This is a genomic window from Amycolatopsis sp. NPDC003865, assembly GCF_053605345.1.
Genome location: NZ_JBSGJA010000016.1, coordinates 151,479 through 165,734, shown reverse-complemented (window position 1 = coordinate 165,734; position 14,256 = coordinate 151,479). Strand labels below are relative to the sequence as shown.

The 14,256-nt window shown below is 74.1% G+C and carries 17 protein-coding genes; 8 read left to right on the top strand and 9 right to left on the bottom strand.

The features are described 5' to 3' along the window. Positions 1-41: 41 nt before the first annotated feature. Entirely contained in the window at positions 42-1,085 is a 1,044-nt protein-coding gene (locus ACWEVP_RS33160; RefSeq protein ID WP_452066573.1) for a LacI family DNA-binding transcriptional regulator, read from the bottom strand. Between the two features lie 83 nt (positions 1,086-1,168). Then, complete coding sequence (locus tag ACWEVP_RS33155) at positions 1,169-1,384, bottom strand: hypothetical protein (protein ID WP_452066497.1); 216 nt, start codon at positions 1,382-1,384, stop codon at positions 1,169-1,171. A 105-nt stretch (positions 1,385-1,489) separates the two neighbouring features. On the opposite strand from ACWEVP_RS33155, the gene ACWEVP_RS33150 reads away from it, so the two are divergent. The 3 genes from ACWEVP_RS33150 to ACWEVP_RS33140 all read left to right on the top strand — a co-directional run bounded on the left by ACWEVP_RS33150 (position 1,490) and on the right by ACWEVP_RS33140 (position 3,559). After that, complete coding sequence (locus ACWEVP_RS33150; protein WP_452066496.1) at positions 1,490-1,936, top strand: RNA polymerase sigma factor; 447 nt, start codon at positions 1,490-1,492, stop codon at positions 1,934-1,936. 153 nt (positions 1,937-2,089) lie between these two features. Further along, positions 2,090-2,788, top strand: a complete 699-nt coding sequence (locus ACWEVP_RS33145) for a CU044_5270 family protein (RefSeq protein ID WP_452066495.1) — start codon at positions 2,090-2,092, stop codon at positions 2,786-2,788. Between the two features lie 6 nt (positions 2,789-2,794). Beyond that, positions 2,795-3,559, top strand: coding sequence for a TSUP family transporter (locus tag ACWEVP_RS33140; protein WP_452066572.1), 765 nt, complete (start codon positions 2,795-2,797; stop codon positions 3,557-3,559). A gap of 37 nt (positions 3,560-3,596) precedes the next feature. Here ACWEVP_RS33140 and ACWEVP_RS33135 read toward each other — a convergent pair whose 3' ends face one another. Then, entirely contained in the window at positions 3,597-4,247 is a 651-nt protein-coding gene (locus ACWEVP_RS33135) for a helix-turn-helix transcriptional regulator (protein ID WP_452066494.1), read from the bottom strand. A gap of 86 nt (positions 4,248-4,333) precedes the next feature. Between ACWEVP_RS33135 and folE the strand changes: the two genes are divergently transcribed. Then, complete coding sequence (folE, locus tag ACWEVP_RS33130; RefSeq protein ID WP_452066493.1) at positions 4,334-4,954, top strand: GTP cyclohydrolase I FolE; 621 nt, start codon at positions 4,334-4,336, stop codon at positions 4,952-4,954. A gap of 67 nt (positions 4,955-5,021) precedes the next feature. Here the strand turns inward: folE and ACWEVP_RS33125 are convergent, their stop codons facing one another. The 4 genes from ACWEVP_RS33125 to ACWEVP_RS33110 form a co-directional block, all read right to left on the bottom strand. Beyond that, positions 5,022-5,456, bottom strand: coding sequence for a hypothetical protein (locus ACWEVP_RS33125; protein ID WP_452066492.1), 435 nt, complete (start codon positions 5,454-5,456; stop codon positions 5,022-5,024). A gap of 110 nt (positions 5,457-5,566) precedes the next feature. Beyond that, entirely contained in the window at positions 5,567-6,226 is a 660-nt protein-coding gene (locus tag ACWEVP_RS33120; RefSeq protein WP_452066491.1) for a response regulator, read from the bottom strand. Then, positions 6,223-7,728 (bottom strand): GAF domain-containing sensor histidine kinase, encoded by a 1,506-nt coding sequence (locus ACWEVP_RS33115; RefSeq protein WP_452066571.1) that lies wholly within the window; start codon positions 7,726-7,728, stop codon positions 6,223-6,225. Before ACWEVP_RS33115 ends, ACWEVP_RS33120 begins: the two co-directional genes overlap by 4 nt. Before the next feature lie 147 nt (positions 7,729-7,875). Further along, on the bottom strand, positions 7,876-8,280 hold the full coding sequence (locus ACWEVP_RS33110) for a pyridoxamine 5'-phosphate oxidase family protein (protein ID WP_452066490.1): 405 nt from the start codon (positions 8,278-8,280) through the stop codon (positions 7,876-7,878). A 235-nt stretch (positions 8,281-8,515) separates the two neighbouring features. Between ACWEVP_RS33110 and ACWEVP_RS33105 the strand changes: the two genes are divergently transcribed. Both ACWEVP_RS33105 and ACWEVP_RS33100 read left to right on the top strand, forming a co-directional pair. Next, positions 8,516-9,124 carry a sigma-70 family RNA polymerase sigma factor gene (locus tag ACWEVP_RS33105; protein ID WP_452066489.1) on the top strand — a complete coding sequence of 203 codons (609 nt, stop codon included), beginning with the start codon at positions 8,516-8,518 and terminating at the stop codon, positions 9,122-9,124. Between the two features lie 92 nt (positions 9,125-9,216). Next, a complete protein-coding gene (locus ACWEVP_RS33100) occupies positions 9,217-9,732 on the top strand; it encodes an AAA family ATPase (protein WP_452066488.1) in 516 nt (171 codons plus the stop codon). Here the strand turns inward: ACWEVP_RS33100 and ACWEVP_RS33095 are convergent. Beyond that, positions 9,701-11,095 carry an MFS transporter gene (locus ACWEVP_RS33095; RefSeq protein ID WP_452066487.1) on the bottom strand — a complete coding sequence of 465 codons (1,395 nt, stop codon included), beginning with the start codon at positions 11,093-11,095 and terminating at the stop codon, positions 9,701-9,703. The genes ACWEVP_RS33100 and ACWEVP_RS33095 overlap by 32 nt on opposite strands. A 112-nt stretch (positions 11,096-11,207) precedes the next feature. Next, positions 11,208-12,002, bottom strand: a complete 795-nt coding sequence (locus tag ACWEVP_RS33090) for an IclR family transcriptional regulator (RefSeq protein ID WP_452066486.1) — start codon at positions 12,000-12,002, stop codon at positions 11,208-11,210. Between the two features lie 115 nt (positions 12,003-12,117). Between ACWEVP_RS33090 and ACWEVP_RS33085 the strand changes: the two genes are divergently transcribed. Then, positions 12,118-13,326: a CaiB/BaiF CoA transferase family protein gene (locus tag ACWEVP_RS33085; RefSeq protein ID WP_452066485.1), complete on the top strand. Its 1,209-nt coding sequence runs from the start codon at positions 12,118-12,120 to the stop codon at positions 13,324-13,326. After that, a complete protein-coding gene (locus ACWEVP_RS33080; RefSeq protein ID WP_452066484.1) occupies positions 13,326-14,225 on the top strand; it encodes a hydroxymethylglutaryl-CoA lyase in 900 nt (299 codons plus the stop codon). The genes ACWEVP_RS33085 and ACWEVP_RS33080 overlap by 1 nt, the downstream gene beginning before the upstream one ends. The last annotated feature ends 31 nt before the right edge of the window (positions 14,226-14,256 follow it).

Genomic DNA, 14,256 nt, shown 5'->3' with positions numbered 1-14,256 from the left:
GCCCGATGTGACCGTCGATGCGTCAGACGCACCAAGGCGCTTCAGCGGGGGCCGGTGCTCTCCCGGACGATCAGCTCGGCCGGCACCAGGTGCCGAGCGCCGGTGTCGCCGCCCGCCATCCGGTCTTCCAGGAGCCCGAACGTCTTGCGGCCGACCTCGATGAAGTCCTGCCGGACCGTCGTGAGCGGCGGGGTGAAGTACGCCGCCTCGGGAACGTCGTCGAAGCCCGCCACCTGGACGTCCTCCGGGACCCGGATCCCGGCCTCGGTGAACGCGCGCAGCAGGCCCAGCGCCATCTGGTCGTTGGCCGAGAACACCGCCTTGAGCCCGCGCTTGCCGACGAGCGCCCGGCCCGCCTCGTAACCCGACCGCGGGCTCCAGTCGCCGCGCACGACCGCCGGGACCCGCAGGCCGCGCCGCTCCAGGGTTTCGCGCCAGCCGCGTTCGCGGTCGCGGGCCTCGAGCCAGTCCTCCGGGCCCGCCAGGTGCCAGACCGTCTTGTGCCCCAGGGCGAGCAGGTGCTCGGTGGCGCGCCGGGCACCGTCGTACTGGTCGACCGAGATCACCGGCACCGGCGCCGACTCGCCGCCGCCGACGGCGACCACCGGGATGTCGCCGGGGACCGCGGCCAGCGCCCGCCCGGCCGTGACGTGCGGGGCGATCACGACGATTCCTTCGACCGCCTGGCGGCGCAGGCTTTCCACCGCGTCGCCGATCGACGTCCGGCCCGGCCGGGTGACGCTGCAGATCGCGACGCCGTAGCCGGCCTCCCGCGCGGCGTTCTCGATGCCGTAGAGCGTGCTCGCCGGCCCGTAGAGGTTCGACTCCAGCGCGACCACGCCGAGGGTGCCCGACCGGCCGGTGACGAGCGTCCGGGCGGCGGAGTTGGGCCGGTACCCGAGCTTCTGCACGGCGGCGAGGACGCGTTCGCGGGTCTCCGGGCGCACCGGCCCGCTCTCGTTCACCACGCGCGAGACGGTCATGTGCGAGACCCCGGCCATGCCGGCGACGTCGGCCAGGCTGGGCTGCCGCGGCCCCGGGGCCGACGTCCTGGCCTGTTCCCCCGGCTTCGCCCGGTCCACCACCCTGGCCCCCTTCACCTCGCGCCGCGTGACCACCGGGAAGACCGTACCGCCGAACGGCCCGCGGGCGGCGGACGCCGGGCGCGTCAGGCCCGGCCGACCCGCGCCCGGGTCGTCGGCGGGCGCTTCGCCGTCGTCTCCGGCGGCGCGGAGGTCGCCGTCGTGGCCACGCTCGTCGTGACCGGCGGCGCGACCGGCGGCGCGACGGACGCCGGCGGCCGGACCGCCGCGGCCGCCACCAGCATCGCCACCACCACACCCGCGCACGTCCCGGCCAGCAGCACCGCGCCTCGCGACTCCATACCCCTTGTTGTCCGCACGACCCGCCACTGTTCGTCCGTTGTGTCCTGCGTCTCACCCGGGCGGGCGGACGGGGACGCGGGCAGCGGGTTACGACAACCAGTAGCGTGACCAGAATCGTGGAACGGCTCGACCGGCCCGACCTCGCCGCGATCGCCACCAACCTGCTGCGCAACCACCTGCGCCAAGAGGTACGCGGCTTCCAGCTGACGGCCAAAGCCGGCGCCGAAGAGCGACCGGAGGAGAACCACGACACCGCGGTCGCGGGCCGGGTCGACGCGGCCGCGCGCCTGCGCGTCCTCGCCCGCGAGCTCGCTGCGCTGTCCGAACAGGACCGCGACATCCTGCTGCTCACCTCCTGGGCCGGGCTCGAACCGGCCGAGGTCGCCGAAGCGCTCGGCGTGCCCGCCGGCACGGTGCGCTCGCGCCTGCACCGCGTCCGCCACCGCCTCCAGGCCCTGCTCGTCCCCACCGAGGAGAACCCCCCATGCGTGAGCTCGACGAAACCCTCGAGCTGCTCCACCGCGACGCCCGCACGGCACCCGCCGACCTGACCGCCGCCCGGGCACGGCTGATGGCCGAACTGGACGCCGCACCCGCGGTCGTCGCGCCGCGGCCGAAGCGGTCCCGCCGGTGGATCGCCGTGCGTCTCGAGGGCCGCGCCGCCGAGCGCCGCGCCGACCGCGAACCGGCCCGGCATCGAGCTGATGTCGGCGGCGCAGGTGCTGAACCGGGCGGCCGACCTCAGCGTCGGCACGGCCGACCAGCCCGTCGGCACGACCGGGTACACGTACCTGTGGGAGCAGCGGATCGACCGCTGGATCCCGGCCGACGCCCACGACGTCTGGCAGGAGAACCGCAAGATCCTGGCCACCGGGAAGTTCCTGGGCGGCTCGGTGCCGCAGTCCCAGGCGCCGGTGCCCGAGGTCACGAAGACCGACCAGGGGCAGTGGCAGGGCCGCTGCGGCGACTTCTTCCCGAAGTCCAAGCCGGCCAAGAAGTGCGACGACCCGGGCGACTGGGACAGCCCGGCGTTCTACGCCGCGCTGCCGCGCGGCTCGACGCCCCGGCGATGGTCCACTTCGGCATCGAGATTGCTCCGGGCCGGCGTGATGCCGGCCGAGCTGCGCGGGCAGTGGTACCGGGCGCTGGCGAAGATCCCGGGCATGACGGTGCTGGCCGCGGAGACGAACCTCGACGGCCGCACCGGCGTCGCCGTCGGCCTCGACGACCCGCACGAGATCCGGCAGCTGATCATCGACCCGGTGACCGGGCAGTTCATCGGCGAGCGCGAGGTCGCGGGCGCGGAGCCGGACGAGCCGTGGATCAAGCCGGGCACGGAGATCGGCGCGAGCGCGATCACCACGGGCGTGGCCGCGCGGCTCGGGGTGGTTCCCGCCGAATAACGGCCCCTGAAGGGCACATCACGGCGTGTTAGCGTCGGCGCCGTGGTGGCCGTCCTGCTGCTGGCGGTGCCGGTCGGGGTCTTCATCGGGCTGATCGGCATCGGCGGCGTCCTGCTGCCGCCCGCGCTGACCTGGCTCGCCGGGCTCGACATCCACGCCGCCGCGGGCACCAGCAGCTGGTGCTTCCTGTTCACCGGGGCCGTGGGCACCGCGGCCTACGCCCGGCACCAGGCCGTGCCGTGGCGCTTCGGCGGGTGGCTCACGCTCGGCGCCGCCCCGGCCGCGGCGGCCGGCGCGCTGGTGAACGGCGTCGTCCCAGCGACGGCGCTGTGGCTCTTCCTCGCCGTGGTGACCGCCGGTTCCGGCGCCTTCACCCTGTGGGCGCGCCCGCGGGAATCCCGCGAGCTTCCGGCCCCCGCCGCCGTCGCCGTCGGCGCGGCCGTCGGCTTCGGGTCGGCGCTGACCGGGACGGGCGGGCCCGTCCTGCTCGTCCCGGTCCTGCTGGCCCTCGGGGTCCCCGCGTTGCCGACGATCGCCGCCGGCCAGCTGATCCAGCTGCCGCTCGTGGGGTTCGCGACACTCGGCTACGCGTCGCACGGGTCCGTCCACTTCGGACTCGGCAGCGCCCTGGGCGCCGTGGCGGGCGCGGCAACCCTGCTCGGCACCCGGCTGGCCCGGCGGCTGCGCGGCCGTCACCTCCACCGCGTCGCCTCGGCGGCCCTCGTCGGCTTCGGCGCCTTCCTGTCCGTCCTCCCGTTCCTCCCGCGCTAGACCTCGCGCGGCACAGCTGACCGCGTTGCGGCTGACCTCAGGCGGGCGCGAGGCGCACGCAGCAGAACCCGGCCCGCGGGTCGAGCCGGGCCCGCAGGCGACGCTCGCCCGCGCCGTCGAGCAGGCCCTCGACCAGCCCCAGGTTCATCTCGCAGACCAGTCGCGGGTGGGCCCGGGCCAGCCGCTGGAACGGGCAGTTGCCGAGCAGCACGCCGTCGCCTTCGGAGCGCGGCTCGAACCCGTGCTCCTCCAGCGCGGCGACGACGTCCGGAACGGCCAGTCCCGCGCCGTGCTCGCGGGCGCGGCGGCCCAGGATCTCCCGCGCCGGGCCGCCGGTCTCGTCGGCTTCCTCGATCGCCGACGCGAGCAGCTCCCCGGCCAGCTCGTAGTGCCGCTCCGGCACCGACACGCTCACCTGCCGGTCGGACCGGCGGTAGAGCTTGGCCGGGCGGCCCGCGCCCGGTCCGGTGCGGCCGCTGCGGCGCTCGTACTCGACGGTCAGCAGCTGCTCCTCCACCAGGCGGTCCAGGTGGAAGGCGACGGTCGCGCGGGGCACGGCGAGCGCCGCGGCGACGTCGTCGCGGCTCACCGGGCGCGGGCGCCGGACGACGTACTCGTACAGCCGGCGGCGCGTCGGCTCGTCGAGCGCCGCCACCGCGGCCAGCGCGCCGGCCTGGGACTTGTGCATCTGAGCACTCTAAAACAAACAACCGTTGACGAAAACCCGCACCGGCTTCTAACGTCGGCTCGTCTTGGTTTTAGAAGGAGGCCCCCGTGACCGTCGAACCCGTCAGCCAGCCGGTGCCGCTGCGACACCTGGGCGTCGTCCACGATCGCGACGCGATGGACCTGCCCGCGGCGGAACGCGCGGTCGCGGACCTGCTGCGCGCCCTGGGGAAGGACCCCTCCTCGGAGCACCTGGGCGACACGCCGCGGCGGGTGGCCCACGCCTACGCGGAAATGCTGCAGCCGCGCGATTTCCGGCTCACGACGTTCCCGAACGACGAGGGCTACGACGAGCTCGTGCTGGCCAAGAGCATCCCGGTGCAGTCGCTCTGCGAACACCACCTGCTGCCCTTCCGCGGCGTCGCGCACGTCGGGTACCTCCCCGGCGAGCGGATCCTCGGGCTGTCGAAGCTCGCCCGCGTGGTCGAGATGTTCGCGCGCGACCTGCAGGTGCAGGAGCGGCTGACCAAGCAGGTCGCCGACTGGCTGCAGGAGCACCTCGCGCCCAAGGGCGTCGGCGTCGTGATCGAAGCCGAGCACCTGTGCATGTCGCTGCGCGGGGTGCGGGCCGCCGGCGCGCTCACCGTGACGTCGTCGCTGCACGGCCTGCTGCGGGAGGAACCCAAGACGCGGCAGGAGTTCTTCGCGCTGACCGGGGTGCACGCCTGACGGACGCGTTCGTCGTCGCCGGCGCCGGGCTGATCCCGCCCCTCCCCTCCCGAGCCGGCCGCGACCGTCAGTTGTCCCGGCGGTGGCGTCCGCCGCGGGAGCCGGCGATCGCCCGGACCCGCAGGGCCAGATCGCCGCGGCGCGCGCGGCGGGCGTACTCCAGCAGCGCCTCCGCCTGCTCCTCCGGCAGCCACCCCTCCTCGGCCCCGATTTCGAGGCACAGCAGGTGCCCCACCAGCTCGCGCGACTCGACGTCGTTCTCACCGGCCAGCTCCGCGAACCGGCGGGCCGCCTCGGCTTCGCCGTCGCACCACGCCGTCATCGCCAGGAGCGTCGCCGTCGCCGTCAGGATGTCGCCGCGGTGGACGCCTCCCTCCGCCGCCAGGTGCTCCGCCAGCTGGAAGCTGCGCGTGCCGACCCCGCCGGCCCCTTCGCTGCGCACGGCTCTCGCCAGCGCCCGGATCTGCTGCGTGACATAGTCCCCGCTCGACAACCCCGACATGCCGTCCCCTCTTGTCGCGCACGCGGATCCGTGCGTCACCCGACAGGTGTATCGCATTCGCGGTCAGATACGTCGGATGCCCCACGGGTTTGCGCCGAGTGGGCGTGCGATCAGCTTGAACGGCCGCCGTCGGCGTGTCGCTGCGACAAGTAGACCGCCGCCGAGGTGCGCCGCTCGACCCCGAGCTTGTGCAGCACCGACGACACGTAGTTCTTCACCGTCTTCTCCGCCAGGAACAACCGCTCGGCGATCTGCCGGTTGGTCAGCCCTTCGGCGACCAGGTCCAGCACCCGCCGTTCCTGCGGGCTGAGCTGCTCGTACCGCGGGTCCGGCGCCGCCACGTCCGCGCCGCGCAGCTTGTTCATCACCGACGCGGTCAGCGTGGCGTCCAGCAGCGAGCCGCCGACGGCGACCGTGCGGACGGCGTCGACCAGCGACCGGCCCGACACCTGCTTCAGCATGTACCCGGCCGCGCCCGCCATGATCGCGCCGAAGAGCGCGTCGTCGTCCGAATAGGACGTCAGCATCAGGCACGCGGGCGGCGGCGCGATCGCCGAGCGGATCTCGCGGCACACCTCGACGCCCTGGCCGTCGGGCAGCCGGACGTCGAGGATCGCGACGTCCGGGCGGGACTGCGGGATCCGGACCAGCGCCTCGGCCGCGGTCGCCGCCTCGCCGACCACTTCGATGTCCGGTTCGGACTCGAAGACGGTCTTCAGCCCGGTGCGGACCAGCTCGTGGTCGTCCAGGAGGAACACCGAGATCGTCATCGCCCACTCCCCTGCTCGCCGGTCCGCGCCGGCAGTTCCGCGGTCCATTCCAGACGCGAGCCGCCACCGTCGGCGGCCGCCAGCACGCAGTTGCCGCCCCACCGCGCCGCACGAGCGGCCAGGTTGCCCAGCCCGCTCACCCGGCCCGGCCCCGAGGGCGGCCCCGTCCCGTCGTCGCGCACCGCCAGGGCCAGCCGGCGGCCGGCGGCGTCCACGGTGACCTCGACCGAACACGACGTCGCCCCGGCGTGCCGCGCCACGTTCGTCAGCGCCTCGCGCAGCGACGCGATCAGGTCGGACCGGACGGCGTCCGGCACCGCCGCGTCGAGCGGCCCGTCGAAGCCGACGCGCGGCTCGAAGCCCAGCGTGTCCCGCGCGTCGACGGCCACCCGCAGCAGCTCGGCGCGCAGGCTGCCCTGGGCCTGTGCGGGCGCCTGCAGCGAGAAGATGCTGTTGCGGATCTCGCGGATCGTGCCGTCGAGGTCCTGGGCGAACCCGGCGACGCGCCCGGCGACCGTGGGGTCGGCGATCAGCCTGCTGACGCCCTCCAGCCCGAGCCCGGTGGCGAACAGCCGCTGGATGACCAGGTCGTGCAGGTCGCGGGCGATCCGGTCGCGGTCCTCGAACACCGCCAGCTGCTGGCGCGCGTCCTGGGCCCGGGAGAACTCGACGGCGAGCGCGGCGTGACCGGCGAACGTCTCGGCGAGCTGGACTTCGGCTTCGGTGAACGGCGTCTTGTCCCGGAACTTGGCGACGACGAGCACGCCGAGGGTCTCGTCGCCGACGATCAGGGGCACCGAGATCGCCGAGTCCAGGTCCTTGATCATCGCCGGCATCGAGCCGGCTCGGTCGCGCTGCTGTTCCTGCACGCGTTCGCCGTAGTCGCGCACGACGACCGGGCGGCGGGTGGTGAACGCGACCCCGGTCGCGGTCCCCTCGGTCGGCACGGTCGCGCCGGTGAGCCGGTCGGCGTCCTCGCCGGGGGGCTCGACGATGTCGAAGACGAGCTGCCCCGGCCCGTCGGGCAGCGCGATCGCGCCGGCGGTGCCGCCGGCCACGACGCGCGCGCGTTCGGCGATCAGCCGGAGCGTGGCGTGCAGGTCCTTCGTGGCGAGCAGGGCACGGGTGACGTCGTAGGAGGCTTCGAGCCAGCGTTCGCGCCGGCGCATCTGGTCGACGAGCACGGCCTTGTCGACGGCCATCGCCGTCGCCGCGACGAGCGCCCCCAGCACTTCCCGTTCGCGGCGGCCGAACTCGCGGCCGGCGGCCGGTTCGACCCGGAAGGTGCCGAACACCTTCGGCCCGGCCCGCACCGGCAGCTCGACCACGCCGTCGCCGGCGGCCCGGCCGTATTCCGCGACCCCGCCGTCGGGGCCGGTCAGCTCGACGCGCCCGTGCCGGGCGCCGACCAGGTCGCACACCACGGTGACCGCGGTTCCCAGCACCGCCGGCACCTCGAGCTCCCGCGCGATCCCGGCCACCGCGGCCAGGATCGCCGGCATGCCGATTTCGTCCGCCACTTTCCCGCCGACCCCGTGTCCGTCCGATCCCGAGGGTGTCCTCGGGCCGTCAAGGGTCCCACAGGCGACTGCCCGTGTCGGCCCAATCCGGTTCGTCCATCCGGTGGGTCGATCGGCGGAGTGGCTTTGTTACTCGGCGTGGCAGCTGATGCGGTGGCCGGTGATGGCCTCGACCGGGATCCGCAGGAACCGGCGGCCGGACAGCGCCGGGCACGGGCACAGGCAGGCGACGCCGGCGTCGTCGACCGGCGACTCGGTGGCGCGGCCGAGCAGGCTGACGTACCACCCGGTGCCGAAGTCGGCGGTGAAGTCGTCGGCTTCGAAGGCCACGACGGCGTCGCGCGCGCCCGCGTAGAGGGGGCTGCCGGTGGGGACGGCGAACACGACGGCGTCGTCCACGACCGCGAACCGCACCGGCCGGACCGCGGGCATGGCCCGGTGGGTGAAGATCACCCGGCCGAGGTTCGCCGTCCGGAGCAAGGCCAGGCACTGCTGCCGGTCCAGCAGCAGTCCGAAGCCCACGTCGTCCACCATCGCGTTCCCTGTGTTTCTCCTGTGAAAAATCCCCGGCCACCAGCGTGATCGCTGGGCCGGGGAGGCCGGTAGGGCCGTTCGGCCCGGCCGCCGCCGCACCGGCCCGGCACGCACACCGGCAGCAGGTGCGCCAGGGCCGGAAGACCCGGGTCGTGGCGGCCGCCCGGCCGGTGTCGCGACCACGCGGGGTGACCTAGCGTCGTGACGGTCCGTCGCCGAGAAGAGGTGAGATCCGATGCCGCCGCAGTCCGCCGCGGGCGAACCCGCGACGTTCGGCCTCGACCCGGAGCTGGTCCGGTCCGCGATGACCGGCAACCGCGCCGCGGTCGCGGGCGTGCTGCGCGCGCTGCGGCCGATGGTGTTCCGCTACTGCCTCGGGCGGCTCGGCACGTGGCAGGACGGGTCGTCCGACGCCGAGGACTGCGCGCAGGACGTGCTCCTGGCGGTGGTCGGCGCACTGCCCGGCTACCGCTACGAGGCCGACGGCTTCCTCGCGTTCGTGTTCGGCATCGCGGCGCACAAGGTGTCCGACTTCCACCGCCGCCGGGCGCGCGACCGCACGAGCCCGGTGGCCGAGCCGCCGGCGGACCGCTGGACCGGCCCGGACCCGACGGGCGAAGAGGTCGAGCGCGCCGCGGGCCTGGACTGGTCGGAGGGGCTGCTCGACACGCTTCCGCCGCGCCAGCGAGAAATCCTGGTGCTGCGCATCATCCTGGGCCTCTCGGCCGAGGAGACGGCGGCGGCGGTCGGGCTGAGCAGCGCGGGCGCGGTCCGGGTGGCCCAGCACCGCGCGCTGACGACGTTGCGCCGCGGATTGCTGGCCCAGAAGCCCGAAGCGTCCTGAACCGCGGGCGGCGGACCGGGACCGCCGGATCGAGGGACTTGGCCTCCTCCGATCCGGCGTTCCCCCCGGAGCCGCCGTGCGATCATGGCCTGGTGCCGCCGCTGCTGATCGTCGTCGGCGGCCTGCCCGCCACCGGCAAGACCGCCGTCGCCGCGGAGGCCGCCCGCCGCACCGGGTTCTCCTTCCTGCGGGTCGACACGATCGAGCAGGCCATCGTCGGCACCACCGCCCTGACGCAGCCGCTCGGGCCGGTCGGGTACGTCGTCGCCCGGGAGGTCGCCGCCGACCTGCTGCGCACCGGGGTCAGCGTGATCGCCGAGTGCGTCAATCCCCTGGCCGTCACCCGCGACGCCTGGCGGGACACCGGACTCGGGCAGGGCGCGCACGTGCTGGAAGCCGAGATCGTCTGCTCGGACCCAGCCGAACACCGCCGCCGCGCGGAAACCCGCGACACCGGCATCCCCGGGCACGTCCCGCCCACCTGGGCCGAGATCACCGGCCGCGAGTACGAGACCTGGACCCGCGACCGGCTCGTCGTCGACACCGCCCGGTGGTCGGCCGGCGAGGCGGCGGCGATCATCGTGGCAGCGGCGCGGCTTCGTCGTTGACGCTCTCCAGCCGCCGGCCCGTCGTGCGCGGGCCGAGCACCGCCACGTCCAGCGCGACCACCACCAGCGCCCCGGCGACGACCAGGAACAGGGTCGTCGGGCCGTGCGAGTTCAGCAGCGGCACCAGCACGAACGGCATCGCGCCGCTGGCCAGCCGGGACAGCGAATAGGTGCCGCTGGAGGCCGTCGAGCGCAGCGCCGTCGGGAAGATCTCGGCCTGGTAGATGTGGAACGCGTTCGAGAACAGGTTGCTGGTCGCGGTGTAGAGGAAGCCGAACACGAGGATCAGCGTCATCGAACCCGCGTAGCCGAAGGCGATGCCGAACGCCGCCATCGCCAGCACCGAGCCGATGACGAGGTACTTCCGCTCGACGCGTTCCACGATCGGCAGCGACAGCGCGGACCCGACCGGGTAGCCGAGGTAGGTCAGCGCGGCGAACAGCAGCGACTGCGAGACGGCGTACCCCTTGGCGGCCAGCACCAGCGGGACGAGCGTGCCGAAGCCGTAGTAGCCGAGCGTCTGCAGGACGTGGAAGACGACCATCATGCCGGTCCGGCGGCGCAGGGCGGGGCCGAACAGCTCGCGCACCGGCGCGGCCGCGCGCCTGCGGGTGGCGCCGCGCGGCGGGGCCGGCGTCGCGTCGGCGGTGCCGCGGGCTTCGGCTTCCATGCCCGTCACCAGGTGCTCGGCTTCCTCCGTGCGGCCGACGGACTCCAGCCACCGCGGCGACTCGGGCAGGCCGCGCCGCAGCAGGAACACCGCGCCCGCGCCGAGGGCACCGATCACGAACAGCCAGCGCCAGCCGGCGACGCCGAGGATCTCGTGGTCGGTCAGGCCGCGGGCGAGGAAGCCGACGACCGGGAAGCCGCAGAAGGCGAGCGTGTACGCCCACGCGATGAACCGGCCGCGCTTGCGGGCCGGCAGCAGGTCGGTGAGGTAAGTGTCGGCCAGCGGCGGCTCCGCGCCCAGGCCGATGCCCGCGAAGAACCGCGTCACCAGCAGCATGAGGGCACTGCCGCTGAACGCGCCGAGCAGCGAGAACAGCGAGTACAGCCCGAGGTTGAGCAGGAAGGCGCCGCGGCGGCCGAACCGGTCGGCGAGGCGGCCGAGCAGCAGGGCGCCGAAGAACATGCCGACGAAGGTCGACGCGAGCAGCGGCGGCAGCTCGGCTTTGGTGAGCGAGAACTCCTCGACGAGCACCGAACTCAGCACGCCGGTCAGGAAGACCTCGTAGAAGTCGAAGAAGAGGCCGAGCCCGACGGCGACGGTGGCCCGGCGGTGCGTGCGGGTGATGGGCAGCCGGTCGAGCCGGCCCGCGATCGTGCCGGTGTCCGGCACTGCGGCGTCGGGGATGTTCGCCATCCGTCGTCTCCTTTGACTTCTCCACGATGTGGTTGGCCAACTCATAATGTGACGGACAGCTGGCCGCGTCAAGGGCGCGAGCGTGCCCGGCACGTCGCGAAGACAGGATGGATCAGAGAGCGGCGACCCGCTCGACGCCGGGGCGGTACCCGAGCCGCTCGGAGGCGCGCCTGCCCGCTTCGACCACGATCGGCGCGAGCCGCGGCACGTCGGCCGGGGTGAACCGCTGCGTCGGCGCGCCGATCCCGATCGCCGCGCTGACCTCGCCGTTCAGCCCGAACACCGGCGCGCTCAGCGATGCCGCCCCGAGGTCGCGTTCCTCGAAGCTCACCGCGTAGCCGGCCTGCCGGATCTGCCCGAGCTGCTCCGTCAGCAGGTCGATGTCGACGACCGTGCGCGGGGTGAACCGGGCCAGGCCGTGGCCGATCGCGTCCTTGACCGCGAGCTTGTCCCAGGCCAGGAACACCTTCCCGGCCGAACCGGCGTGCAGCGGCATCACCATGCCGACCACGAACAGCCGGACCACCGGGTGGCGCGACTCGGCCAGCGAAATCACCGTGCGGTAGGCGCCGTCACGGACGTAGAGGCACGCCGTCTCGCCCGTTTCGTCCCGCAGCTGCTGCAGCACCGGCCGGGTCAGCCGGACCAGGTCGAGGCCGAACGTCCCCGGCGCCGCCCAGCGGACCAGGCCGAGCCCGACGCGGTAGGTGTCGTCGTACCGGTCGAGGAACCCTTCGCGCACCAGGTTGTGCACCAGCCGCTGGCAGGTGCTCGCCGGCAACCCGGTCGACCGGGTGATCTGCTGCAGCGTCAGCTCGGGGTTGTCGATCGTGAACGACTCGAGGATCTGCTTGAACTTGCTCAGCACCAGCACCGGCGTCGTGCCGCTGCGTTCTTCCTCTGCCATCGCCCCGCCCCGTGCCGTGGTGTGCCGCACAGTCTATCCAGGCTCGACGCTGTTGACTCCCCGACACTCGCCCGTATTCTGGGTTTGTAACTCACATAGTGGTTTGGAGTCGGGCATGAGTCAGCAAACCGGACCCCTCGCCGGCCTCCGGGTGGTCGAACTGGGGAACTTCATCGCCGCGCCGACGGCCGGCCGGCTCCTGGCCGACTTCGGCGCCGACGTCGTCAAGGTCGAGCGCCCCGGCACCGGCGACGAGCTCCGGCGCTGGCGGCTGCACGACGGCGACACGTCCCTGCTGTTCCGCGCGCTCGGGCGCAACAAGCGCTCGGTGACCGTCGACCTGCGGCGCGCGGAGGGCCAGGACCTCGTCCGCGCGCTCGCCGCCCGCAGCGACGTCCTCCTGGAGAACTTCCGCCCCGGCACCCTCGAACGCTGGGGCCTCGGCCCGGACGAGCTGCGCGCGCGCAACCCCCGGCTGGTGGTCGTCCGCGTCTCCGGCTACGGCCAGACCGGCCCCTACCGCGACCGGCCCGGCTTCGGCGGCGTCGCCGAGGCGATCGGCGGCCTGCGCGCGCTGACCGGCTACCCCGACCGGCCGCCGACGCGGGTCGGGGTCAGCCTCGCCGACTCCGTCGCCGGGCTCTACGCGGTGATCGGCGCGCTGATGGGCCTGCTCCGCCGCGAGCGCGAGCCGGGCGCCACGCCGGGCGAAGTGGTCGACGTCGCGCTGTACGAAGCCGTCTATTCCCTGATGGAGTCGCTGTTGCCGGACTACGACGCGTTCGGCGTCACGCGCGGCCCGGCCGGCTCCGCGCTGCCCGGGGTGGCGCCGTCCAACACCTACCGCTGCGCCGACGGCAAGTACATCGTGGTCAGCGGCAACGGCGACGCGATCTTCCGGCGCCTGATGGCCGCCGTCGGGCGCGCCGACCTGGCGGCCGACCCGCGGTTCGCCGACAACGCCGGCCGGGTCGCCCACGCCGGGCTGCTCGACGACGCGATCGGCGCGTGGACGGCGACGCTCACCCAGGAGGCCGCCGAAGCGGCGCTGCGGGCGGCGTCCGTCCCGTGTGGACCGATCCTGACCGCCGCCGACATCGCGAAGGACCCGCACTTCACCGCGCGCGGCATGCACGAGCGGCATCGAGTGCCCGGCCTCGACGCCGAAGTCACCTTCCCCGGCATCGTGCCGGCGCTGACCGAACGGCCCGGCCGGACCCGCGCCCTCGGGCCGGAGCTGGGCGAACACACCGAGGCCGTGCTCGCCGAGCTCGGCGTCACCGGCGAGGCGGTTGCCCGCCTCCGCGAGTCTGGAGTGATTTGATGACCGAAGTCCTCCTCACCGAGGTCGTGCTGCGCGACGGCCTGCAGGACGAGCCGATCACCGTGCCCACCCACGAAAAGGTGCGGCTCGCGCGCGGGCTCGTCGACGCCGGGGTGCGCTCCCTCGAGGTCGGGTCGTTCGTCTCCGCGCGCCGGGTGCCGCAGATGGCAGGCACCGGCGAGGTGCTGCGGACGCTGCTGGACCTCCCGGCGGCACTGCACACCCTCGTGTTCACCGAACGGGGCGCCCGGCAGGCGATCGAGGCCGGCGCGAAGTCGGTGCGGCTGGTCGTCTCGGCCAGCGACGGGCACAGCGCGGCCAACGCGGGCGTCCCCACGGACGCGGCGCTCGACCGGCTGGCCGGGTGCGCGTCGCTGCTCACAGCGGCGGGCGTGGCCATCGAAGCCTCGGTGGCCACGGCGTTCGTCTGCCCGTTCGACGGCGACACCGACCCGGACCGCGCCGCCGACGTGGCCGCCCGCCTGGGAAAGCTGGGCGCGCGGGTCGTCCACCTCGCCGACACGATCGGCGCGGCGCGGCCGGGCCAGCTGCGCGCGACCGTCGCCGCGGTGCGCGACGAGCTGCCGGACGTCCCGCTGGGCCTGCACCTGCACAACACCTACGGCCGCGCGGCGGCCAACGCGTGGGAGGGGCTGACGCTCGGCATCCGCCGCTTCGACTCGGCGCTGGGCGGCCTCGGCGGCTGCCCGTTCGCGCCGGGGGCGTCGGGCAACGTCGCGACCGACGACCTGGTCGACTTCTTCCACCGCGAAGGCATCGCGACGGGCATCGACGTGGACAAGCTGGCGGAGCTGCGCGACCAGGTGGGGATCGCGGTCGGCCACCGGCTGGATTCGGCATTGGCGGCGATCCCGGCAATCCCGGCCACCCTGCGCTGACAACTGTTCCACGCCCGCGGAAATGGGCGCA